This is a genomic window from Bacillus luti (assembly GCF_001884105.1).
Taxonomy (GTDB): domain Bacteria; phylum Bacillota; class Bacilli; order Bacillales; family Bacillaceae_G; genus Bacillus_A; species Bacillus_A luti.
Genome location: NZ_MACI01000026.1, coordinates 52,872 through 76,172, shown reverse-complemented (window position 1 = coordinate 76,172; position 23,301 = coordinate 52,872). Strand labels below are relative to the sequence as shown.

The window sequence follows — 23,301 nt, the reverse complement described above, 5'->3', positions numbered from 1 at the left end:
GGAAGAGGAAATCACGAAATTAAATCTCCGTTTTAAATAAATATTTAAGATGAAGTTACAAAAATCCAGATGAAAATTAACTGTTATTTTGAACAGGAATATATAACTTGAAAAAAGAAAGGGTGTTTTCATGTACGATATTTCCGGGTGGAAACATGTATTTAAGCTTGACCCAAACAAGGAGTTAAGCGATGAACATTTAGAAATGATTTGTGAGTCTGGAACGGACGCTGTTATTGTAGGCGGCAGTGACGGCATAACAATTGATAATGTATTGCACATGCTAGTTAGCATTCGTAGATATGCAGTTCCTTGTGTGTTAGAGGTTTCTGATGTGGAAGCAATTACACCGGGATTTGATTTTTATTACATCCCAAGCGTTTTAAATAGCCGAAAAGTGGAGTGGGTAACAGGGGTTCATCATGAGGCGTTGAAAGAATTTGGGGATATTATGGACTGGGACGAGATTTTCATGGAAGGGTATTGTGTTTTAAATCCAGAAGCGAAAGTAGCCCAGCTTACAGATGCAAAATGTGATTTAACAGAAGATGATGTTATCGCATATGCGCGTTTAGCAGACAAGCTATTACATTTACCGATATTCTATTTAGAATATAGCGGTACGTATGGTGATATTGAACTTGTTAAAAATGTAAAAGAAGAATTGAAACAAGCTAAGCTATATTATGGCGGTGGTATTTCTAATGCAGAACAAGCGAAGGAAATGGCGCAGTATGCTGATACAGTAGTTGTTGGAAATGTTATTTATGATGATATAAAAGCTGCGTTAAAAACAGTTAAAGCAGTAAAAGGAGAGTAGGTGCAGGCGTATATGAGTATGACAGATAAGTTATTAAACGGTTTAAATCCACAGCAACAAAAAGCAGTACAAACAACGAATGGCCCACTTCTATTAATGGCAGGCGCAGGTAGTGGTAAAACACGTGTACTAACACATCGTATTGCGTATTTACTTGGTGAAAAAGGTGTGGCGCCATGGAATGTGCTAGCAATTACCTTCACAAATAAAGCTGCTCGTGAAATGCGCGAGCGTATTGATACACTTGTCGGACCAGAAGCAGAAGATATTTGGATTTCTACGTTCCACTCTATGTGTGTACGTATTTTACGACGTGATATTGACCGCATTGGAATTAATCGTAACTTTACGATTTTAGATGCAGGTGATCAGTTAACTGTGGTCAAAAAAATTATGAAAGAGCGCAATATTGATCCGAAGAAGTTTGAGCCGCGCTCTATTTTAGCAGGTATTAGTAATGCGAAAAATGAACTATTGTCTGCAGATAAATATGCAAAAAAAATTACAATCGCTGATCCATATGAAAAATTAACGAGTGATGTATATACAGAATATCAAAAACGTCTTCTGAAAAATAACTCATTAGACTTTGATGATTTAATTATGACGACGATTCAACTATTTGAACGTGTTCCAGAAGTACTAGAGTTTTATCAGCGTAAGTTCCAATATATTCACGTTGATGAGTATCAAGATACGAACAAAGCGCAGTACCTTCTTGTTAAACACTTAGCAGCACGTTTTAAAAATTTATGCGTTGTAGGTGACTCAGATCAGTCTATTTATCGCTGGCGTGGTGCGGACATTTCTAACATTTTGTCATTCGAAAAAGACTATGAGAATGCGCAAGTTATTCTGTTAGAACAAAACTATCGTTCGTCCCAAAATATTTTAAATGCAGCAAATGCTGTAATTGAAAAAAATACGAATCGTAAACCGAAGAAATTATGGACAGACAATCAAGTTGGAAGTAAAATTTCGTATTATCGTGCTGCAACGGAAAAAGACGAAGCATACTTTGTTGCGAAAAAAATTCGTGACGATATTCAAATGGGGAAACGAAAATATACTGATTTTGCAGTGTTATATCGTACGAATGCCCAGTCTCGTATGGTCGAGGAGATTTTCCTGAAATCTAATATTCCTTACAAAATTGTCGGCGGTACGAAGTTCTACGATCGTAAAGAGATTAAAGACATTTTGGCGTATTTGCGTCTAATTGGGAATCCAGATGATGAGATTAGCTTCGCACGTATTATTAACGTGCCAAAGCGCGGAATTGGTGCGACTTCTATAGATAAAATTATTAATTACGGTGTACAAAATGGAATTTCATTAACGGCTGTATTCGATGAGATTGAGCATGTTGGAGTAAGTGCAAAGGTTACAAAGGCAGTGAAAGAATTCGCAGGTTTATTACACAACTGGGTAAATATGCAAGAGTATTTATCTGTTACAGAATTAGTAGAAGAAGTTATTGAAAAAACAGGCTATCGCGATATGTTGAAAAACGAGCGTACTTTAGAAGCGGAAGGTCGTCTAGAAAACTTAGATGAGTTTTTATCTGTTACGCAAACATTTGAATCTCAAAGCGAAGATAAGAGCCTAGTTGCATTCTTAACAGACTTAGCACTTGTTGCTGATATTGATCGTGTAGATGAGGATCCAACTGCAGGTGAGGAAGTTATTTTAATGACGATGCACTCAGCAAAAGGGCTAGAGTTCCCTGTTGTCTTTATCGTTGGTCTAGAGGAAGGAATATTCCCGCATACTCGTTCCCTTATGGAAGAAGATGAAATGCAGGAAGAGCGTCGCCTTGCTTATGTAGGTATTACTCGTGCAGAAGAAGAGTTGTACTTATCCAATGCACAAATGCGTACTTTATTCGGTAGAACAAGTATGAATGCAGCATCTCGATTTATTACTGAAATCCCAGCAGAGCTAGTGGAACCACTAAATGAAACAGCGCCGAAGCGTGAGACGTCGTTTGGGGCAAAGGCAAAAGGAAGAACGACAGGTGCAATGGCGACAAGCACTGGAACGACACGTTCTCGTTCGGCTTTCGTACGTCCGGCTGTTAAGACAACAGGTGGCGAGCAAATTGGTTGGGCAGTAGGAGATAAAGCTTCTCATCAGAAATGGGGAGTCGGTACAGTTGTCAGTGTAAAAGGTGAAGGTGATGCAAAAGAATTAGATATTGCGTTCCCAAGCCCAATTGGTGTTAAACGTTTATTAGCAAAATTTGCACCTGTGACGAAACAATAGGAAAGGAATGAGGGTATGTCAAAAGAGATAGCAAAAAAACGTATAGAAGAACTGCGTGATTTGTTAAACACATTTAATTATCAATATCACGTATTAGACAATCCTTCGGTTTCTGATGCGGAGTATGACCGTAATATGCAGGAGCTTATAAAATTAGAAGCAGAGAATCCAGAGTTTATGAGTGAAGACTCTCCCTCCATTCGTGTTGGGGGGACGGTTCTTGATATATTTGAAAAAGTAACACATAAGTCACCGATGTTAAGTTTAGGAAATGCATTTAACGAAGGAGATTTACGTGATTTCGACCGAAGAGTACGTCAAGGAATTGATGATGCGAATGTAAGATATATATGCGAATTGAAAATTGACGGACTTGCCGTTTCACTTCATTATGAAAAAGGACGCTTTATTCAAGGTGCAACGCGTGGTGATGGTATAACGGGTGAAGATATTACCCAAAACTTAAAAACGATTAAAGCTATCCCGCTTCGTTTAAATGAAGAAGTAACGTTAGAAGCAAGAGGCGAAGCTTATATGCCGAAGCGTTCATTTGTTAAATTAAATGAAGAAAAAGAGCAAAATGGTGAAGATATATTTGCGAATCCGCGTAATGCAGCAGCAGGTTCAATACGTCAACTGGATCCGAAAATTGCAGCAAAGCGTAACCTATCTATGTTTGTGTACGGTCTTGCGAATGTAGAAGAAAAAACGATCCCATCGCATAGTGAATCACTTGATTTCTTAGGTGAACTTGGATTTAAGACAAATCCAAATCGCCGCACATGTGAAACAATTGAAGAGGTTATAGCTTATGTAGAAGAATGGCAAGAAAAACGTCCGCACCTTGATTATGAGATCGATGGAATCGTTATAAAAGTAGACGATGTTGCTCTTCAAGAAAATTTAGGAACTACAGCAAAGAGTCCGAGATGGGCGATTGCTTATAAGTTCCCGGCTGAAGAAGTTGTAACGAGATTAACAGGGATTGAATTAAGTGTGGGCCGCACAGGAGTTGTAACGCCGACTGCAGAGCTAGAGCCAGTACGAGTGGCTGGTACGATCGTTCGTCGTGCCTCTTTACATAACGAAGATTTAATTCGTGAAAAAGACATTCGAATTGGTGATTACGTTGTTGTGAAAAAGGCTGGAGATATTATTCCTGAAGTTGTGAACGTTATTTTTGATAAGCGTACTGGTGAGGAAGAAGAATACCATATGCCGACGCATTGCCCAGCATGTGAGAGTGAACTAGTTCGTTTAGAAGAAGAAGTAGCACTTCGCTGTATAAATCCAACTTGTCCAGCTCAGATTCGCGAGGGATTAATTCATTTCGTTTCAAGAAATGCAATGAATATTGACGGACTTGGAGAGCGTGTTATCACACAGCTCTTTGATGCAGATTATATTCGTACGTTTGCAGATTTATATGCATTGACGAAAGAACAATTATTACAGCTAGAACGATTCGGTGAAAAATCAGCAACGAATTTAGTACAAGCAATTGAGAATTCTAAAGAAAACTCGTTAGAGCGATTATTATTTGGTCTTGGAATTCGCCACGTTGGAGCGAAAGCAGCACGTACATTTGCGGAGCATTTCGAAACAATGGATGGGCTTGTGAAAGCAACGGAAGAAGAACTAAAAGCAATTAATGAAATTGGTGAAAAAATGGCTCAATCTGTTGTGACATATTTTGATAATGAAGACGTATTAGAGTTATTGCAACAGTTTAAAGAGTATGGCGTGAACATGACATACAAAGGTATAAAGAGTGCGGATTTACAAAATGTTGAATCTTATTTCGCAGGAAAAACGGTTGTCTTAACAGGTAAGTTAGAAATTATGGGACGAAGTGAAGCGAAGAAGAAGATTGAAGCATTAGGTGGAAAAGTAACGGGAAGTGTTAGTAAAAGTACAGATTTAGTCGTTGCAGGTGAAGCAGCAGGTTCGAAATTAGCACAAGCGGAGAAACATAATGTTGAGGTTTGGAATGAAGAGAGGTTCTTACAAGAGCTAAATAAGTAAGAGGTGCAAACTTACCATGAAAAAAATAGCATTAGCGGTATTAAGCCTTAGCCTACTTGTAAGTGGGTGTAGTATAGGTGCCGACAAAGATGAAAAAGTGGTTGAGAAATCGGGGAAAGCAAAAGAGCAAGCGATCGTCCCAAAATACTCTATTTCGGATGAATATTATAAGACGACTGTTCCATTTGATGCAGGATCTGCACGTGGTTTAGTTGTACAAGGATTAAATAGTCGCCTTGATGTAGATGAATTTGAAACAGGATTAATGCGTATTGCGAAAGATTCCTTTAGTACGAAAGATTATTTCTTTAAAGGTGGAAGTGCTCTAGATACCCAAACTGTACAAATGCTTGTTAAAAGAAAGCGTACAGATGCTCAGCAAAAGGAACTAGAGACAAAATTAAAAAAAGATGCGGTTAAATTTCCGAACATAGGATTAAATCCAGCGTTAGGTGAAGGATCCGAATCACTAGAAGTAAAAAACAAAAAAAATCCAATATATATTTCAAATATTTTAGAGCATGATTATTATGTGAAAAAAGGCGAGAAAGATGTTGAACTTGGTGGAATTGTAGTTGGTTTAGCGATGAATTCGGTTCATTATTACGAGGAAGAGCACGGTTATCCACGTGAAGCTAAAATCGAGGACGAAAAATTGTTAGCTGAAGGGAAAAAAATGGCGCAAGAAATCTTGAAAGTTATGCACCAAAAAAAGCCCGAAATAAAAAATGTTCCGATTACATTTGCGATTTATCGTCAATCTCCAAAATCTTCACTTGTGCCAGGTAATTTTGTTTCTTATGCGAATGTGGAAAAAGGTAGTGAAACGGTTGAAGATTGGAAACAAATTAATGAGAAATATTATTTATTCCCATCTGAACAAGCGAAAACAGATAATAAACGTGAAGATCTTGCAAGGGTATCAAACTTTAAAGCAAAACTAAGCGATTATTTCCAAGGCGACTATACAGCTGTTATCGGTACTGGTATGTATAAAGATGATGAATTAAAAGAAATGAAGCTGGACATTCCTGTCCAATTTAATGGGAAAGCTGACATAATTGCTTTTACACAATATGTTGCAGGGCTTGTTATGGAATACTTCCCGAATTATATGAAAGTACAAGTAACGATTAAATCTGTAGAACGTCCAGAAGCTATAATTATACGTGAAGCGAAGCAAGATGAACCATTTGTGAAAATTTTAGATTAAATAGGAGAGCTGTTCCCTTGAGGAACAGCTTTTTTTCTTGAGGAATTTTGTTATAATTTAAAATGTTAAAAATAAGGGGGAAGGTCATGGATGAGTTAAGCTTTCAAGTCATTATTTTATTAATTGCATTTGGTTTTTTAGCAGCTTTTATTGATTCAGTTGTTGGAGGGGGAGGGTTAATTTCACTTCCCGCACTTATGTTTGTTGGTTTGCCGCCGGCTTCTGCGATTGCAACGAATAAATTAGCTGCAACGATGGGGACGTTTACGAGTACAATTTATTTTATTCGATCAGGAAAGGTAGATTTTAAAATTGTAGGAAAGTTAATCCCGTTAACTATTATTGGAGCAGTTGCAGGTGCTTTAGTAGTAAAATTTATTCCACCAGATATTTTACGTCCATTAGTACTTGTGATGTTGGTATTTATTGCTATTTATATTATTGCGAAAAAGGATTGGGGAAGTGTATCTACCTATAAAAAGATGACGAAAAGGAAAACATTAATATTTTTCTTTGTTATTTTAATGATAGGGTTTTATGATGGATTTTTTGGACCAGGAACAGGCTCCTTTTTAATTTTTGCATTTTTATTAATCGGTTTGGATTTTATTCAAGCGGCAGCATCTGGAAAACTTTTGAACTTTGTTAGTAACATCGTATCTTTAATTACTTTTTTATTTTTAGACATAATTCATTTTGAATACGGTATTATCATGGGATTATCGATGATTTTTGGCGCTTATTTTGGATCGAAGTTTGCCGTTCAAAAAGGTGTTGGATATGTGAGGACTTTATTCTTATTAGTAACTATTTTATTGATTGGAAAAAACATTTTGGAATATACTCATATTTTGTAGAGTTATACGTATGTATAACTCTATTTTTTTATTATATTTTAAAAATTAATTAATTTTTAAAATATAAGTCTAGGAATATTTGAATAAATCTAAATTATCGTGTAGAATAATGTTGTAAAATGTAAACGTTTTTCTAAGGGGAGGCTAAAAGGATGGTAGTAGCATACAAACATGAGCCATTTACAGATTTTTCAGTAGAGGCGAACAAATTAGCGTTTGAAGAAGGTTTAAAGAAAGTAGAATCTTATCTTGGACAAGACTATCCATTAATTATTGGGGGAGAAAAAATCACTACAGAAGACAAAATTGTTTCTGTAAACCCTGCAAATAAAGAGGAACTTGTTGGTCGCGTTTCAAAAGCAAGCCGTGAGTTAGCTGAAAAAGCAATGCAAGTAGCGGATGAAACATTCCAAACTTGGAGAAAGTCAAAACCAGAAATGCGTGCAGACATTTTATTCCGTGCTGCAGCAATCGTTCGTCGTAGAAAACATGAATTCTCTGCTATTCTTGTAAAAGAAGCAGGTAAACCATGGAATGAAGCAGATGCTGATACAGCAGAAGCAATCGACTTTATGGAATATTATGCTCGTCAAATGTTGAAATTAAAAGACGGTATTCCAGTAGAAAGCCGTCCAATTGAATATAATCGTTTCTCTTACATTCCATTAGGAGTAGGTGTTATCATTTCTCCTTGGAACTTCCCATTCGCAATTATGGCAGGTATGACAACAGCTGCTTTAGTTTCTGGGAACACAGTATTACTAAAACCAGCTAGTACAACTCCTGTAGTAGCAGCGAAATTCATGGAAGTATTAGAAGAAGCTGGTTTACCAGCTGGCGTAGTAAACTTCGTTCCAGGTAACGGTTCTGAAGTTGGTGACTACTTAGTAGATCATCCTCGTACACGCTTCATTAGTTTCACTGGATCTCGCGATGTAGGTATCCGTATTTATGAGCGTGCAGCGAAAGTAAACCCAGGACAAATCTGGTTAAAACGTGTTATCGCTGAAATGGGCGGTAAAGATACAATCGTTGTTGATAAAGAAGCTGATCTTGAATTAGCTGCTAAATCTATCGTTGCATCAGCATTCGGATTCTCAGGACAAAAATGTTCTGCATGTTCTCGTGCAGTAATCCACGAAGATGTATACGATCACGTATTAAATCGTGCAGTTGAATTAACAAAAGAATTAACAGTTGATAACCCAGCTGTATTAGGTACAAACATGGGTCCTGTTAATGACCAAGCTGCATTTGATAAAGTAATGAGCTATGTTGCAATTGGTAAAGAAGAAGGTAGAATCTTAACAGGTGGCGAAGGAGACGATTCTAAAGGCTGGTTCATCCAACCAACAATCGTTGCTGACGTTGCAGAAGATGCTCGCTTAATGAAAGAAGAAATCTTCGGACCAGTAGTAGCATTCTGTAAAGCAAAAGACTTTGATCATGCACTTGCAATTGCAAACAATACAGAATACGGTTTAACAGGTGCTGTTGTTACTAACAACCGTGACCATATTGAAAAAGCACGTGAAGACTTCCACGTAGGTAACTTATACTTCAACCGTGGATGTACTGGTGCAATCGTAGGTTACCAACCATTCGGTGGCTTTAATATGTCTGGTACAGACTCTAAAGCTGGTGGCCCTGACTACTTAGCACTTCACATGCAAGCAAAAACTACTTCTGAAACTTTATAAGAAATAGTAGAAGAGATCTTCGCAGTCTGCGAAGATCTCTTTTTTTTGAAAAACTTTTTATATGTGGATTAAGATAGATATCAGTAGAAAAACTAATTAAGTAATAAGGTTTATTTCAGTAAAATAAGGTATATTATATTTGTTGAATAGATTCTCTTTAAAGAGAAGAAAAGTAGGTGAACAAAGTGGGAAAATATCAATTAGATTACAAAGGCCAGGTAGCTGTTGCAAAGTTTCATGAAAAACAGACGCCTGTCAAATTTGATAAAAAGCAGCAAATTGAAAAATTGCGTGCGGAGTATTTGAAAAAGAAACAAGAACAAACAGATAAGTAATAGGAAAGACTAGTCAATTTGAATCAGAAACAATTACCACATATTACCGTTGGTTAAGTGGAACTAGCTAAACCCTATTAATAGCGGGATAAATATGTAAATAGAAACAAAACAACGAGAAAAGTTGACTCATTAGTCACATTTTTTAGTATTCATTTTAAGGATTTCCTGTATAATACAATTTGAAAGAAAATCTATGGTTTGACAAGAAACACTCTTTTCGGTTTTGCTCACTGAAGAGAGTGTTTTTTTGTAGCTAAAAACTCCTCTGTACTCATTACATTTGCATATACGCCATTTAAACTAGCTAAAATTGTATTATGAATATAAACGGCTGGTATAGTAGCGTTTTTAAAAGAAAGATCTTTTGTAGCACAAGCATCATGTATAACAGTACATTGCAAGCCGAAATCAAAGGCAGCCCTTACGGTAGCATCAATACACATATGGGTCATCATCCCACATATGACGACGTGTTTAATGTCTAAACGTTGTAATTGCTCTAGAAGATTCGTTTCTCGAAAGCTATTTGGGTAGTGCTTGAGTATAACCGTTTCGTCTCTAAGCGGACGAACATTTTCGTGAATATGTACACCTTCTGTATTTGGTAGAAAAAAAGTAGCGTCATCTTTTATAGCTACATGTTGGATATGAAAAATAGGTTTGTTGTCCTTTCTAAAGTACTGGAGCAGTTGACTAGCATATTCACTTGCTTCTACTGGATTACGCAATTCCATCTTTCCATGTGGAAAATAATCATTTTGAATATCAACGAGTAAAAGAGCTGTTTTCATATATTTATCTTCCTCCAAGTTTCATATTCAAATAATGTTATTCAATTCGTAGAGAAGATTATCCTTTTTAAAAATATGCGAAGAGGGAATTTTACATAACTTTTAAAATTGATATTTTCTAATCTAAAAATTTTAATAAAGAAATAATTAATATTTTTCTAAAAAATATGTTGACTCCCATTATTCTGAGTTCTATAATGAGAATTAATTAAACGACAATTAAATCGATACATTCTTATCCAGAGAGGTGGAGGGACTGGCCCTACGATACCTCAGCAACGGGTTTTTAAATACCGTGCTAACTCCAGCAAGCCTTTATAGGCTTGGAAGATGAGAAGATGTGACCGAGTACATATAAGTGCTCTCCTTCTTATCTTTATGGTTGATAAGAAGGAGAGCACTTTTTATTTTACCTCGAAAGCTCTACTTCAAGTTTTTACAGCATATAGGAGGGAAGAAAATGATTTCTTTTAACAACGTAAGTAAAGTGTATGAATCAGGTGGGCAATCTGTTCATGCGGTGGAGGATGTAACGTTATCCGTTGAGAAAGGTGAAATTTTTGGCATTATCGGTTTTAGTGGCGCTGGAAAGAGTACATTGTTACGCTTAGTAAATATGTTAGAGAGACCGACGGCAGGAACGATTTCAATAGATGATAAAGATATTACATCATTATCGACGAAAGATTTACGGAAGCTAAGACAGAGAATCGGAATGATTTTTCAAAGTTTTAATTTATTTAATTCAAGAACAGTGTTTGGGAACATTGCTTACCCATTAAAGTTAGCGAAAGTACCAAAGAATGAAATAAAAGAAAGAGTAAATGAACTGTTGAAGTTTGTAGGATTAGAAGATAAAGCAAACTATTATCCAGAGCAATTATCGGGTGGACAAAAGCAACGTGTTGGGATTGCAAGAGCGCTGGCGACATCACCAGATATCCTTATATGTGATGAGGCAACATCAGCTTTAGACCCAGAAACAACGACAGAGATTTTGAACTTATTAAAGAAGGTAAATAGAGAGTACAATTTAACAATTCTTCTTATTACACATGAAATGCACGTTGTGAAAGAAATTTGTCACCGTGTAGCTGTGATGGAAAAAGGAAAAGTAATTGAAGAAGGAAAACTGTTTGACGTGTTCACACAACCAAAAACAAAAACGACTCAAAACTTTGTACGTTCTGTTATTAATGATCATTTACCAGAAAGTGTTCTAGCGAAAATTCAAAATGGTGGACAGATTTACCGCTTAACTTTTACTGGTGAGGAGACAGGACAGCCTGTACTATCTTATATCGCAAAAAACTATAACGTTGATGTAAATGTACTGTACGGAAATATTATTGAACTTCAAAATGTGCTATTTGGAAATCTTCTTGTAGAGCTGCAAGGTGAGCAGAAGGAAATCCAAAAAGCATTACAACATCTAAGACTGCAAGTGCAGCTGAAGGAGGTAGAAGCTCATGCGAGTTGATTGGAGTATATTTTGGCCTCGTATATTAGATGCGACGGGGGATACCCTCTTAATGGTAATTGTAACCCTTATATTTGCTACAATTCTTGGTATACCTCTAGGTTTACTTTTATATGTAACGCGTAAAGGAAACTTTTTAGAGAATAAATGGGTCTTTTCAATTCTTAATGTCATTATTAATACAATTCGTCCAGTTCCATTTATTATCTTTTTAGTAGCTTTAAGTCCGCTAACAAGAAGTGTTATCGGAACGACAATTGGAACAGCAGCAGCGATCTTTCCAATGACGTTAGTTGCATCAATTGGTATTGCTAGAATGGTTGAAACAAACCTTGTTTCTGTTCCGAAAGGGGTAATTGAAGCAGCGCAAGCGATGGGTGCTTCACCACTTAGAATTGTTTTTGAAATTCTCGTGCCAGAAGCGTTAGCACCATTAATCTTAGGTGTCACGTTTATGACAGTTGGTCTAATTGAATTTTCAGCAGTTGCTGGGCTTGTCGGCGGTGGTGGCCTTGGCGACTTAGCAATGACATACGGTTATCAACGCTTTGATACATCAGTTATGTTCGTAACGGTTGTTCTACTTATTATTCTCGTACAGATAGCTCAAAATTTAGGAAACTACTTTGCGAAAGTCTTTTTACGCAGATCATAAAAAGGGAGAGGGGAAAAGAAAATGAAGAAAATTTTAGCATTTGCATTATCAGCGATTGTAGGGATTTCAGCGTTAAGCGGCTGCTCAAGTGGAGACACAGGGGCAGGAGCGAAAGAAAAAGTAGTTCGTGTCGGTGTAACTGGAACGGATGGAGACGCTTGGGAAATTTTGAAGAGGAAAGCTGAAAAAGAAGGAATTAAAGTTAAACTGATTGAGTTCTCTGATTACACGACGCCAAACAAAGCGTTAGCTGATGGAGATATTGAACTAAACTCATTTCAGCATATTGCTTTCTTAGAGCAATTTAAAAAAGAGCATAAGTTAGATATTACAGCTGTTGGTACAACGCAAATTGCACCAATGGGTTTATACTCTGAAAAACATAAGAAAGCAAATGAAATTCCAGATGGTTCAGAAATTGCGATTCCAAATGATCCAACGAACCAAGCACGTGCATTAAAACTTCTTGATGCAGCTGGGTTATTAAAACTTAAAAAAGACTTTGGTTTATTTGGAGATCCAAGTGGTATCGCTGAAAATCCGAAGAAATTAAAAATTACACCGGTTATCGCACAGCAAACACCTCGTGTATTAAAAGATGTAGCAGCTTCAGTTATTAATAACGGTGTTGCTGGTCAAGCTGGATTAGATCCAGCGAAGGATCCAATTTTCTTAGAAGACCCAAAGAATGAAAATGCGAAGCCATATATTAATATTTTCGCAGCTCGTACGAAAGATAAAGATGATCCAACACTGAAAAAAGTAATTGAACTATATCATTCAAAAGAAGTAACAGATGCAATTAAGAAAGAAACAAATGATGGTTCTATTTCAGTAGATCTTTCACTCGATGAGCTTGAAAAAATCGTAAAATAATGATTGAGTTTAACGGACTGGCAGAAGGAACCCCTCCGCTGTTAGTTCGTTCAACATATAATCTACTTAACAAACAAAACAAACCCTAATTCTGTACCTTCCAATTTTTTATAACGTAGAATCCAATGTTTGTTAAGTAGAGTGATAGACCAGGAGTTTTCCTGGTCTTTTTTTATGAATGAAAGTAGCTAGCGAATAGTAAGGTAATCCAAATTATAACAGGATAAGAAAATAAACTGAAAGTGAGTGCAATTACGAATTTCTTTTTATGAATTAAGTAGTTTTGGGATAAAAAAAAGAAAATAGAAAAGATGACAATGAAAGCTGCGGATATTACGCCAGGGTTATAGGAACGGTAAATGAAAAACAAAATAATATGTTGAACAGAGTTGAAGAAAATTGCTCCTTGTATAAAAATAATCCAGTATATAGAAGACAAGAAGTTTAGTTGATATAGAAAGACGATAAGTAAAACAAAGATTGTTAATGCGGAAATGGCAATGAAAAATTGTTGGGTTGTTATAAAATGAATTGAAAATTGATTAGCAAGATATTGAGGCATTTGGAAAGATTCTTCAAGGTTATGAATGAAAAATAACAAGGGAATAATCCAAAGCATAATAGTTTGATTTTTTTTCAACAACTTACATCACTCCAATATGGAGATAGAAAGCCTAGAAAGGCCCTCTATCCAGAGATGTTCATTCAATTATAATACTTTTTAAATTATCTTCATGATGCCCTTGTTCTGTCGGATAAGCAGCAAGCTCCTCTTGTAAAATACTTAGTATTTGCTTAGCTGATTGTTGGATTGGGGCAGGTAACTCTTCTAATATATGCATACTGAATTTTATTTTTGTACGGATTATCTTCCTTAGTAGTTCCTCATGCATGCACTACACCTCCAAACCGAATGTTAAGTACATCATCTTCAAACTTCGCTCCTTGGATAGAAAGGTGGGTTAATGTTTTGGGTAATGTGATATTTCGTTTCACAGAACCAGCCCGAATAATAAGCTCATCACCTTTTTGATTTAATGCAAGCTCACTTTTGTTTGAGAAGGGAATGGACAGAACGAAAATATACTCATCGCCATCCTTTTTTACATATTGTGTGCGGCCGTTAAATTTTACTTCCGTAGGAGAAGAATCTGATTTGAATAAAGCGCCTCCTACACGTTCTAACATAGACAAACCGACAACTTCTTGTTCAAACATTGGAGCTTCGTAAATAGGAAGTGGATCAAAACTATCTTGAATTAATGTTTTATATTTCTTTTGCGTATCTTTCCATGCTTGAAAATAAGGATCGGTGACAGTGTTAGGGATGACGCGGTTAATCATAATGGCATCTACGTTATAATCGTATAAATTTAAATACGTAAAGCTGCGCTGTGCTTCTTTAATGACCATTTTTTCAGGATTTACAACGATGCGGATACTTGTTACTTCTCGGTTTGATAAAATATCTCTCATTTCTCCGAGCTGTTCAAGTGTATTTGTTAATTCGTCCATAATATCATCGGTTGGAAGGGGGACACCAAGAAGTGGTTGGGCTACAGGGCGAACAACTTTTAAAACTTTTCTTTTAATAGGAAAGAGTTTTTCCATCCACCAGCCAAGCATGTCTGGAAAGCTGAGCATTGCTAATGTTTCTCCTGTTGGAGCACAATCAATGATAATAACATCATATGTGTTTTGTTTATAATAATCGAGTACGCGGAGTAAGCTAATTAAATCTTCCATACCAGGAAACATCGTTAACTCTTCTGTTGTAATATCATCAGCTGCTTTGGAAGTGAAGAGTAGTGTAATATATTTCTGTAATTTCCCCCAGCCTTTTTCCATCTCATAAATTGTATTAATTTCTTGTGCCCACAAATTTTTACGAATTTCTAGTGGCTCAGAAGATAACTTTATACCAAATGAATCTCCTAAACTATGGGCTGGGTCTGTGCTCATTACTAATGTTTTTAATCCCTGTTTTGCGCTTTGAAGTGCTGTTGCTGCTGAAATGCTAGTTTTTCCTACGCCGCCTTTACCTGTATACAAAATAATCCTCATCATTCTATCCCCTTTATTTCGAGTGTCAGATATTACGAGTTACGAAATATTTTTTGGAATAAAAACCCTAGTAGGGTTTTTATTCAATCGGAATGTTTTTCATTTTAGGTGTAGAAACCTTTTCTTCTGTTTTTTGCTGTGACGTAGCAATGTGGTTCATAATCTTTTGGAAGATTTGTAGTAAGAATGCTTTTTCCTCTTCTGATAATGCTTCTGTCACTAGGCTAAAGTAATGGGCTGCATTTTGTTTTACTTCTTGAACGAGCATTACGCCGTTTTCTGTTAAACGAATTAATACAATGCGTCGGTCGTTTTCATCACGGTACCTTTCAATATATCCCTTTTTTACAAGGCGATTTACAACACCTGTCGTTGTACTCATTGGTATATCAAGAAGGTCAGCAATTTTTGTCATTGTAATATCTGTATTTCGCTCCATCCAAAGTAAACAAAATACTTCTGTTTTAGAAAGTGTTAAATCTAGGCTTACCCATTCTTCAGGATAGAAAAGTTTCTTGGCGTTATCTAGCAGTAAGTCTAAAAAATGTTCATATTGCAACAATTATTTCCACTCCCGTATATTTCGAGGTTCGTAATATTTGTTTTTATCTTATGCTTAATTGAAATAAATGTCAATGATTTTAATTATTTTTTCAGATTAGACAGAAAACTAACTTTAAAATAGTATTCTTTTATGGTAGATTTATAAATATAAAACTAGAATTTACATAAAAATCCATTGTGGTAAATATACTTATCAATAATGGATGTACAGCTAACGAGGGGGAGAACGATGAGAAGACGTAATACGCAAGCGTTCACGTTTTTAGCATGGACTTCATTTGTTTGCGCGCTTTCAGGTATGCTAATTGGAATTTATACGTTAGATGAAACGCTTAGTGTAAAAGGATATTATTTAATTGGAACATTATTTTTAACGATGTCTTGTTTTGTATTACAGAAAACAATTCGTGATAATGAAGAGGATAATGAAAGATTTCCAAAAAATGAACCGCTAGATAAAGATTAATTTGTAAAGAAAGGCGTTTGCCTTTCTTTTTTTATGTAAAAATGCAGTAAGTGCCGTGTGTTGACTTGCTTGAAGTACTGAAAATTTGGTATCATCAATAGTATTGTAGATTGAACGATATATTATGGAGGTGGCCTAGCCGTGTCAAGAATTTCCGTTGAGAATGTAAAGCACGTTGCACATTTAGCACGTCTTGCAATTACTGATCAAGAAGCAGAAAAATTTCAAAAACAACTAGATGCAATTGTTACATTTGCAGAACAGTTAAATGAATTAGATACAACAGATGTAAAACCAACAACTCATGTATTAACTATGAAAAATGTTATGCGTGAAGATGTACCAGAAAAAGGTTTACCAGTAGAAGAAGTATTAAAAAATGCACCGGATCACAAAGATAATCAAATCCGTGTTCCAGCAGTATTAGAATAGAGGAGGGAATTTCGATGTCATTATTTGATCATTCGGTATCAGAGTTACATAAGAAGTTAAACAACAAAGAAATTTCCGTTACGGATTTAGTAGAAGAATCTTACAAACGTATTGCGGATGTTGAAGATAACGTAAAAGCTTTTCTTACATTAGATGAAGAAAACGCACGCGCGAAAGCGAAAGAATTAGACGCTAAGATTGGTGCTGAAGATAATGGTTTATTATTCGGTATGCCAATCGGTGTAAAAGATAACATTGTAACTAACGGTCTTCGTACTACTTGTGCGAGCAAAATGTTAGCAAACTTCGATCCAATTTATGATGCGACAGTTGTGCAAAAGCTAAAAGCTGCTGACACAATTACAATCGGTAAATTAAACATGGACGAGTTCGCAATGGGTTCTTCAAATGAAAACTCAGGTTTCTACGCTACGAAAAACCCATGGAACTTAGATTATGTTCCAGGCGGATCTAGTGGTGGTTCTGCAGCAGCTGTAGCAGCAGGAGAAGTATTATTCTCTCTAGGTTCTGATACGGGTGGTTCTATCCGTCAGCCAGCTGCATATTGCGGCGTTGTAGGTTTAAAACCAACTTACGGACGCGTATCTCGTTACGGATTAGTAGCATTCGCATCTTCACTTGACCAAATCGGACCGATTACACGTACAGTAGAAGATAATGCATACTTATTACAAGCTATTTCAGGTATTGACCGTATGGATGCAACTTCTGCAAACGTTGAAGTAGGAAACTACTTAGCTGGTTTAACAGGCGACGTTAAAGGTTTACGCATTGCTGTACCGAAAGAATACTTAGGCGAAGGTGTTGGCGAAGAAGCTCGTGAGTCAGTACTAGCTGCTTTAAAAGTATTAGAAGGTATGGGCGCAACGTGGGAAGAAGTATCTCTTCCACACTCTAAATACGCTCTAGCAACGTATTACTTATTATCTTCTTCTGAAGCATCTGCTAACCTTTCACGCTTCGATGGCGTACGTTACGGTGTTCGTTCTGATAATGTAAATAATTTATTAGATCTATACAAAAACACACGTAGTGAAGGTTTCGGTGATGAAGTAAAACGTCGTATTATGCTTGGTACATTTGCACTTAGCTCTGGTTACTATGATGCATATTACAAAAAAGCACAACAAGTACGTACATTAATTAAAAACGACTTTGAAAATGTATTTGCGAACTACGATGTTATTATTGGACCAACAACACCAACTCCTGCATTTAAAGTGGGCGAAAAAGTTGATGATCCAATGACAATGTATGCAAATGACATTTTAACAATCCCAGTAAACTTAGCGGGTGTTCCAGCGATTTCTGTTCCATGTGGATTCGGTGCTAACAACATGCCACTTGGTCTACAAATCATTGGTAAACACTTCGATGAAGCGACAATTTACCGCGTTGCACATGCGTTTGAGCAAGCAACAGACTATCATACAAAAAAAGCAAGTCTGTAAGGAGGCGAGCATAGATGAATTTAGAAACAATTATTGGTTTAGAGGTTCACGTTGAGTTAAAAACAAATTCGAAAATTTTCTCTGCGAGTCCAACAGAATTCGGAGCGGAGCCAAATACACAAACAAGTGTAATTGACTTAGGATACCCAGGGGTACTTCCTACTTTAAATAAAGAAGCAGTTAACTTTGCAATGAAAGCTGCAATGGCATTAAACTGTGAAATCGCAACGGAAACGAAGTTCGACCGTAAAAACTATTTCTATCCAGATAATCCGAAAGCTTACCAAATCTCTCAATTTGATAAGCCAATCGGTGAAAATGGTTGGATTGAAATCGAAGTAGACGGTAAAAAGAAACGTATCGGTATTACACGTCTTCATTTAGAAGAAGATGCTGGTAAATCAACGCATACAGCTGATGGTTCATTAGTAGACTATAACCGTCAAGGTATGCCTTTAATCGAGATCGTATCTGAGCCAGATATGCGTACGCCAGAAGAAGCATATGCATATTTAGAGAAGTTAAAATCAATCATTCAATACACTGGTGTATCTGATTGTAAGATGGAAGAAGGTTCTCTACGTTGTGATGCGAACATTTCCCTTCGTCCTGTTGGACAAGAGAAGTTCGGTACAAAAGCGGAACTGAAAAACTTAAACTCATTCACTTACGTACAAAAAGGTCTTGAGCACGAGCAAGTGCGCCAAGAAAAAGAATTATTATCTGGTGGTATCATCCAACAAGAAACACGTCGTTATGATGAAGCAACAAAGAAAACAATCTTAATGCGTGTGAAAGAAGGATCTGACGATTACCGTTACTTCCCAGAGCCAGACTTAGTTGAACTTTACATCGATGATGCGTGGAAAGAAGAAGTTCGTGCTTCTATTCCGGAACTTCCAGATGCACGTAAAGCTCGCTACGTTGCAGAAATTGGCTTACCAGCTTATGACGCACACGTATTAACATTAACGAAAGAGATGTCTGATTTCTTCGAAGCAACTGTTGCAGACGGTGCTGATGCGAAATTAACATCAAACTGGTTAATGGGTGAAGTGCTTGCATACTTAAACAAACAACAAAAAGAATTAAAAGACGTTGCATTAACGCCTGCTGGTTTATCTAAAATGGTTCAATTAATTGAAAAAGGTACAATTTCTTCGAAAATCGCGAAGAAAGTATTTAATGAATTAATTGAAAAAGGTGGAGACCCAGAAGAAATCGTTAAAGCGAAAGGTCTTGTTCAAATTTCTGACGAGGGTACACTTCGTAAAGTTGTAACAGAAATTCTTGATAATAATGAGCAATCTATCGAAGACTTTAAAAACGGTAAAGACCGTGCAATTGGCTTCTTAGTTGGTCAAATTATGAAAGCTACAAAAGGACAAGCAAATCCACCGCTTGTTAATAAAATCTTACTTGAAGAGATTAATAAGCGATAATAGTAGTAACTTTTAAAGATTAAGCAGAAAAACACCCACACATGGGTGTTTTTCTAGGTTAATCAAACGTTTGTTTAAATGAGGGGAAATCGTTTAAACAAACGTTTGATTAACTGTCAAAAGTGAAAAAATGTTTGTATAGTGACTATGGTATGATAGTTGCAAAAAGGTGGGAATAATGATAAATCTAGACATAGAGGTTTTTTTCATCTCATGAAATAATAGATAATTATTATTCGTTATATGTAAATTGTTGTGAGGAAATAGATGGGCATAACTTTTTTTGCCAAATAAAACAAAACCATCGAAATGAATATTTACTTTTGATGGGCTACACGAATCGGGTTCTTACTGCCTGTTTGAGAGGGATAAAAGTAGGATAGGAAGATGAGAGGAGGTAGGCATAGGAATACTGAAAGGAGTTTCGGTATGTTCTTTTTCAATGAATAAAGAAATTTCCTGTGCTAATAAATGATGAAGCGAGCAAGAATTATTTATAATCCTACTTCTGGGCGTGAGCTATTTAAGAAGAGCTTACCAGAAGTATTACAAAAATTAGAACAAGCTGGATATGAAGCATCTTGTCATGCGACAACGGGTCCTGGAGACGCGACTGTGGCAGCGAGGCAAGCTGCGGATCGTAAGTTTGATGTTGTTATCGCAGCTGGTGGCGACGGCACGTTAAATGAAGTAGTGAACGGTTTAGTGGGACATGAGCACCGTCCAAAGTTTGGAATTATTCCAGTTGGAACGACAAATGATTTTGCGCGTGCAATCGGTGTACCTCGTGTTATTGAAGAGGCTGCGGATATTATTTGTGAAGGAAAAACAGTTCCTTTAGATCTTGGCAGAGCAAATGATACATATTTCATTAATATTGCTGGTGGCGGTCGTATTACCGAATTAACATATGAAGTACCAAGTAAGTTAAAAACGGTATTAGGTCAGCTTGCTTACTATTTAAAAGGAATCGAAATGTTACCGTCATTACATCCGACATACGTTGAAATCGAGTATGATGGGAAGTTACTACAAGAAGAAATTACGATGTTTTTAATTACAAATACTCGTTCAGTTGGTGGATTTGAAAAGGTAGCACCATATGCATCTATTAACGATGGGTTATTTGATTTATTAGTACTGAAAAAGGGGTCTATCGCAGATCTAATTAAAGCAGCAACGCAAGCACAACGCGGTGAACATATTAATAATCCGAAAGTATTATATACACAAGCGAATCGAATTAAAGTCCATTCACCAGATAAACTAATGATTAATTTAGACGGTGAATATGGTGGGGATGCCCCAATGGAATTTGAAAATATGTACCATTGTCTCGAATTATTCGTTCCTGAACATCAAGAGGATGTCCTGTAAAGGCATCCTTTTTCTTTGTATAGAGGAATTGTAAATTGGAAGTTGGTTTGATTTTTATGGTATTTTTACAATTCGTTTATTTTATATCCATACTTTGTTGATACACTGGAGGAGATAAGAGACGAGAGGTAGGGTGTGCTATGGAGAAGGTAAAAGCAATACTATTTGATAAAGATGGGACATTAATGGATTTTCATTCAATTTGGATAAAAGTAGCTGAAGAACTTGTAGCGGACTGTATAAAATTATATCAACTCCCAGAGTCAATGCAGCAGGCTTTACTAAAGGAGATCGGTGTGGAGGGGACATTTGTCCATCCGAGTAGCGCATTAGCGGCTGGAACAAGCCTTGATGTAGCAAAGGGGCTTTGTAAGCATATTGCGTCTTCTAAGGAAGAGGAGATGCATGAGTGGGTAAGTGAAAAATTGTTTTCGCTTATGTATGAGCACCGCTCCTATATGAAAATGACAGCAGATTTACCGAGGATTTTACAAGGTTTAAAGGATAGAGGATTTATTTTAGGTGTTGTTACAGCTGATGATTTCGCACCGACAGAATTATTTTTAAAACAGTATCAATTAGAGTCCTTTTTTGATTATGTTGTAGCTTCAGATACATTTCCGGCACAAAAACCAGATAAAAGAATTGTAGAATCCTTTTGTGAAAAATTTCATTTAGAGACATGTGAAGTAGCAATCGTTGGGGATACGCCGACGGATTTACATTTAGCTAAAAACGGTGGCGATTGCTACGGAATCGGAGTGCTATCTGGTACAGGGGATCGCCAAACATTAGAACCACTTGCGGATTTAGTAGTACAATCTGTTGAGGATTTGATTTCTCATGCAGGTGAGTTTATTTGGGAGCAAGAAAAGTCTAACGTGTAAGAAAAATAAGTCTATAAAGACTCTCTATGAGTCTTTATAGACTTATTTTTTATGCCTAGATACAAAGAATATAGGATGAATGCTAGAAAAGAAAGTTGGCATATATTTTGCAATAAAAAGAGAAAACAATGTAAAGAAAAGGATGGGGTATGCAATGAACACAAAAAAATTTGCTAAAGTAAATGAACAAATTCCAGGACCAAAAGCAGCGTCTTTATTAGAACGCCGCCAAAATATAGTACCAAAAGGAGTAAGTAACGGCATCCAAACGTTTGTACAATCTGCAAATGGTGCTCTTGTAACAGATGTTGATGGCAATCAGTACATTGATTTCGCAGGAGCAATCGGAACAATTAACGTAGGGCATTGTCATCCAGTCGTTAAAGAGGCGCTCCATAAACAAGTAGATCAATACATTCATACTGGATTTAATGTCATGATGTATGAGCCATATATTGAATTAGCAGAAAAACTTGCGGCATTAGCACCAGGGAATTTTGATAAGCAAGTACTATTTTTAAATAGTGGTGCAGAAGCAGTTGAAAATGCGGTGAAAATCGCTCGTAAATACACGAAAAGACCTGGTATTATTGCGTTTTCAAAAGGCTTCCACGGACGTACATTAATGACAATGACGATGACAAGTAAAGTAAAACCATATAAATTTGGATTCGGTCCATTTGCTCCAGAAGTATATAAAGCGCCATTCCCATATGAATACCGTCGTCCAGAAGGATTAACGGAAGAGCAGTATGATGATTTTATCATTGAAGAGTTTAAGAACTTCTTCATATCAGAAGTAGCACCAGAAACAATTGCAGCCGTTGTAATGGAACCTGTCCAAGGAGAAGGTGGGTTCATCGTGCCAAGTAAGAAATTTGTTCAAGAAGTACGAAGCATCTGTTCAGAGCATGGCATCTTATTTGTAGCAGATGAAATTCAAACAGGCTTTAGCCGTACAGGAAAATACTTTGCGATTGATCATTATGATGTCGTGCCAGATTTAATTACAGTGTCTAAATCGTTAGGTGCTGGTGTACCGATAAGTGGTGTCATTGGTCGTAAAGAAATTATGAATGAGTCTGCACCGGGAGAGCTTGGTGGAACGTATGCAGGAAGTCCACTGGGATGTGCGGCTGCATTAGCTGTACTTGATGTAATAGAAAAAGAGAAATTAAATGATAGAGCGATAGAATTAGGTCAAGTCGTCATGAACCGATTCCAAGAGATGAAAAATAAATACAATTGTATCGGTGATGTACGTGGGTTAGGAGCGATGTGTGCATTTGAACTCGTTCAAGATCGCAAAACGAAAGTACCAGATAAAGTATTAACAGCTAATTTATGTACAGAAGCAAATAAGCGCGGGTTACTTTTATTATCTGCTGGAACGTATGGAAATGTTATTCGTGTGTTAATGCCATTAGTTATTACAGATGAGCAACTTGAAGAAGGATTAACAATCATTGAAGAATCATTGCAAGTCTGTTATGAGAAAGCAAATACTGCACATGTTTAAAAGCTAAATAATAAATCGCAAACATTCTAGCTGACTCTATATAAAATGCAGAAAATTC

The 23,301-nt window shown here is 36.6% G+C and carries 22 protein-coding genes and 1 riboswitch; of the genes, 17 read left to right on the top strand and 5 right to left on the bottom strand.

Going from position 1 to position 23,301, the window contains the following annotated elements:
* Positions 1-130 precede the first annotated feature (130 nt).
* The 7 genes from pcrB to BAQ48_RS27880 all read left to right on the top strand — a co-directional run bounded on the left by pcrB (position 131) and on the right by BAQ48_RS27880 (position 9,215).
* Positions 131-820 carry a heptaprenylglyceryl phosphate synthase gene (pcrB, locus tag BAQ48_RS07245; protein WP_000272075.1) on the top strand — a complete coding sequence of 230 codons (690 nt, stop codon included), beginning with the start codon at positions 131-133 and terminating at the stop codon, positions 818-820.
* On the top strand, positions 821-3,085 hold the full coding sequence (gene pcrA / locus BAQ48_RS07240; RefSeq protein ID WP_001149614.1) for a DNA helicase PcrA: 2,265 nt from the start codon (positions 821-823) through the stop codon (positions 3,083-3,085).
* Between the two features lie 15 nt (positions 3,086-3,100).
* On the top strand, positions 3,101-5,110 hold the full coding sequence (gene ligA / locus BAQ48_RS07235; RefSeq protein WP_071710552.1) for an NAD-dependent DNA ligase LigA: 2,010 nt from the start codon (positions 3,101-3,103) through the stop codon (positions 5,108-5,110).
* A gap of 16 nt (positions 5,111-5,126) precedes the next feature.
* Positions 5,127-6,323, top strand: a complete 1,197-nt coding sequence (locus tag BAQ48_RS07230; protein ID WP_071710551.1) for a CamS family sex pheromone protein — start codon at positions 5,127-5,129, stop codon at positions 6,321-6,323.
* 86 nt (positions 6,324-6,409) lie between these two features.
* Positions 6,410-7,180, top strand: coding sequence for a TSUP family transporter (locus BAQ48_RS07225; RefSeq protein ID WP_071710550.1), 771 nt, complete (start codon positions 6,410-6,412; stop codon positions 7,178-7,180).
* A gap of 152 nt (positions 7,181-7,332) precedes the next feature.
* Positions 7,333-8,880 carry an L-glutamate gamma-semialdehyde dehydrogenase gene (pruA, locus tag BAQ48_RS07220; protein ID WP_000259546.1) on the top strand — a complete coding sequence of 516 codons (1,548 nt, stop codon included), beginning with the start codon at positions 7,333-7,335 and terminating at the stop codon, positions 8,878-8,880.
* Positions 8,881-9,065: 185 nt separating this feature from the next.
* Complete coding sequence (locus BAQ48_RS27880; protein ID WP_071710549.1) at positions 9,066-9,215, top strand: hypothetical protein; 150 nt, start codon at positions 9,066-9,068, stop codon at positions 9,213-9,215.
* Positions 9,216-9,445: 230 nt separating this feature from the next.
* Here BAQ48_RS27880 and BAQ48_RS07210 read toward each other — a convergent pair whose 3' ends face one another.
* Positions 9,446-10,009, bottom strand: a complete 564-nt coding sequence (locus BAQ48_RS07210) for a cysteine hydrolase family protein (protein WP_071710548.1) — start codon at positions 10,007-10,009, stop codon at positions 9,446-9,448.
* A gap of 232 nt (positions 10,010-10,241) precedes the next feature.
* Positions 10,242-10,346: riboswitch (SAM riboswitch) on the top strand.
* Between the two features lie 123 nt (positions 10,347-10,469).
* On the opposite strand from BAQ48_RS07210, the gene BAQ48_RS07205 reads away from it, so the two are divergent.
* From BAQ48_RS07205 to BAQ48_RS07195, 3 genes are read left to right on the top strand one after another with little or no spacing between them, the layout of a single operon-like run.
* Entirely contained in the window at positions 10,470-11,489 is a 1,020-nt protein-coding gene (locus BAQ48_RS07205; protein WP_071710547.1) for a methionine ABC transporter ATP-binding protein, read from the top strand.
* Positions 11,479-12,144, top strand: a complete 666-nt coding sequence (locus BAQ48_RS07200; protein WP_016107417.1) for a methionine ABC transporter permease — start codon at positions 11,479-11,481, stop codon at positions 12,142-12,144. Before BAQ48_RS07205 ends, BAQ48_RS07200 begins: the two co-directional genes overlap by 11 nt.
* A gap of 21 nt (positions 12,145-12,165) precedes the next feature.
* Complete coding sequence (locus BAQ48_RS07195) at positions 12,166-13,020, top strand: MetQ/NlpA family ABC transporter substrate-binding protein (protein ID WP_071710546.1); 855 nt, start codon at positions 12,166-12,168, stop codon at positions 13,018-13,020.
* A 172-nt stretch (positions 13,021-13,192) separates the two neighbouring features.
* Here BAQ48_RS07195 and BAQ48_RS07190 read toward each other — a convergent pair whose 3' ends face one another.
* The 4 genes from BAQ48_RS07190 to BAQ48_RS07175 form a co-directional block, all read right to left on the bottom strand.
* Positions 13,193-13,660, bottom strand: coding sequence for an HXXEE domain-containing protein (locus tag BAQ48_RS07190; RefSeq protein WP_071710565.1), 468 nt, complete (start codon positions 13,658-13,660; stop codon positions 13,193-13,195).
* 61 nt (positions 13,661-13,721) lie between these two features.
* Positions 13,722-13,913, bottom strand: a complete 192-nt coding sequence (locus BAQ48_RS07185; protein ID WP_071710545.1) for a DUF3926 domain-containing protein — start codon at positions 13,911-13,913, stop codon at positions 13,722-13,724.
* Positions 13,906-15,087, bottom strand: coding sequence for an ArsA family ATPase (locus BAQ48_RS07180; RefSeq protein ID WP_084064457.1), 1,182 nt, complete (start codon positions 15,085-15,087; stop codon positions 13,906-13,908). The genes BAQ48_RS07185 and BAQ48_RS07180 overlap by 8 nt, the downstream gene beginning before the upstream one ends.
* A gap of 76 nt (positions 15,088-15,163) precedes the next feature.
* The gene (locus BAQ48_RS07175; RefSeq protein WP_000942482.1) at positions 15,164-15,646 is read right to left on the bottom strand and encodes a MarR family winged helix-turn-helix transcriptional regulator; all 483 of its coding nucleotides are present in this window, start codon (positions 15,644-15,646) and stop codon (positions 15,164-15,166) included.
* 231 nt (positions 15,647-15,877) lie between these two features.
* On the opposite strand from BAQ48_RS07175, the gene BAQ48_RS07170 reads away from it, so the two are divergent.
* From BAQ48_RS07170 to gabT, 7 genes are all read left to right on the top strand, one after another.
* The gene (locus tag BAQ48_RS07170) at positions 15,878-16,114 is read left to right on the top strand and encodes a YiaA/YiaB family inner membrane protein (RefSeq protein ID WP_001254392.1); all 237 of its coding nucleotides are present in this window, start codon (positions 15,878-15,880) and stop codon (positions 16,112-16,114) included.
* A 141-nt stretch (positions 16,115-16,255) separates the two neighbouring features.
* Positions 16,256-16,546, top strand: a complete 291-nt coding sequence (gatC, locus tag BAQ48_RS07165; protein ID WP_000086999.1) for an Asp-tRNA(Asn)/Glu-tRNA(Gln) amidotransferase subunit GatC — start codon at positions 16,256-16,258, stop codon at positions 16,544-16,546.
* Between the two features lie 14 nt (positions 16,547-16,560).
* Positions 16,561-18,018, top strand: a complete 1,458-nt coding sequence (gene gatA, locus BAQ48_RS07160; RefSeq protein ID WP_000051441.1) for an Asp-tRNA(Asn)/Glu-tRNA(Gln) amidotransferase subunit GatA — start codon at positions 16,561-16,563, stop codon at positions 18,016-18,018.
* Positions 18,019-18,032: 14 nt separating this feature from the next.
* The gene (gene gatB, locus BAQ48_RS07155) at positions 18,033-19,460 is read left to right on the top strand and encodes an Asp-tRNA(Asn)/Glu-tRNA(Gln) amidotransferase subunit GatB (RefSeq protein ID WP_001047679.1); all 1,428 of its coding nucleotides are present in this window, start codon (positions 18,033-18,035) and stop codon (positions 19,458-19,460) included.
* 471 nt (positions 19,461-19,931) lie between these two features.
* Positions 19,932-20,837: a diacylglycerol kinase gene (locus tag BAQ48_RS07150; RefSeq protein ID WP_071710543.1), complete on the top strand. Its 906-nt coding sequence runs from the start codon at positions 19,932-19,934 to the stop codon at positions 20,835-20,837.
* 140 nt (positions 20,838-20,977) lie between these two features.
* Positions 20,978-21,724, top strand: a complete 747-nt coding sequence (locus BAQ48_RS07145) for an HAD family hydrolase (protein ID WP_071710542.1) — start codon at positions 20,978-20,980, stop codon at positions 21,722-21,724.
* 154 nt (positions 21,725-21,878) lie between these two features.
* Entirely contained in the window at positions 21,879-23,243 is a 1,365-nt protein-coding gene (gene gabT / locus BAQ48_RS07140; RefSeq protein WP_071710541.1) for a 4-aminobutyrate--2-oxoglutarate transaminase, read from the top strand.
* Positions 23,244-23,301: the final 58 nt, after the last annotated feature.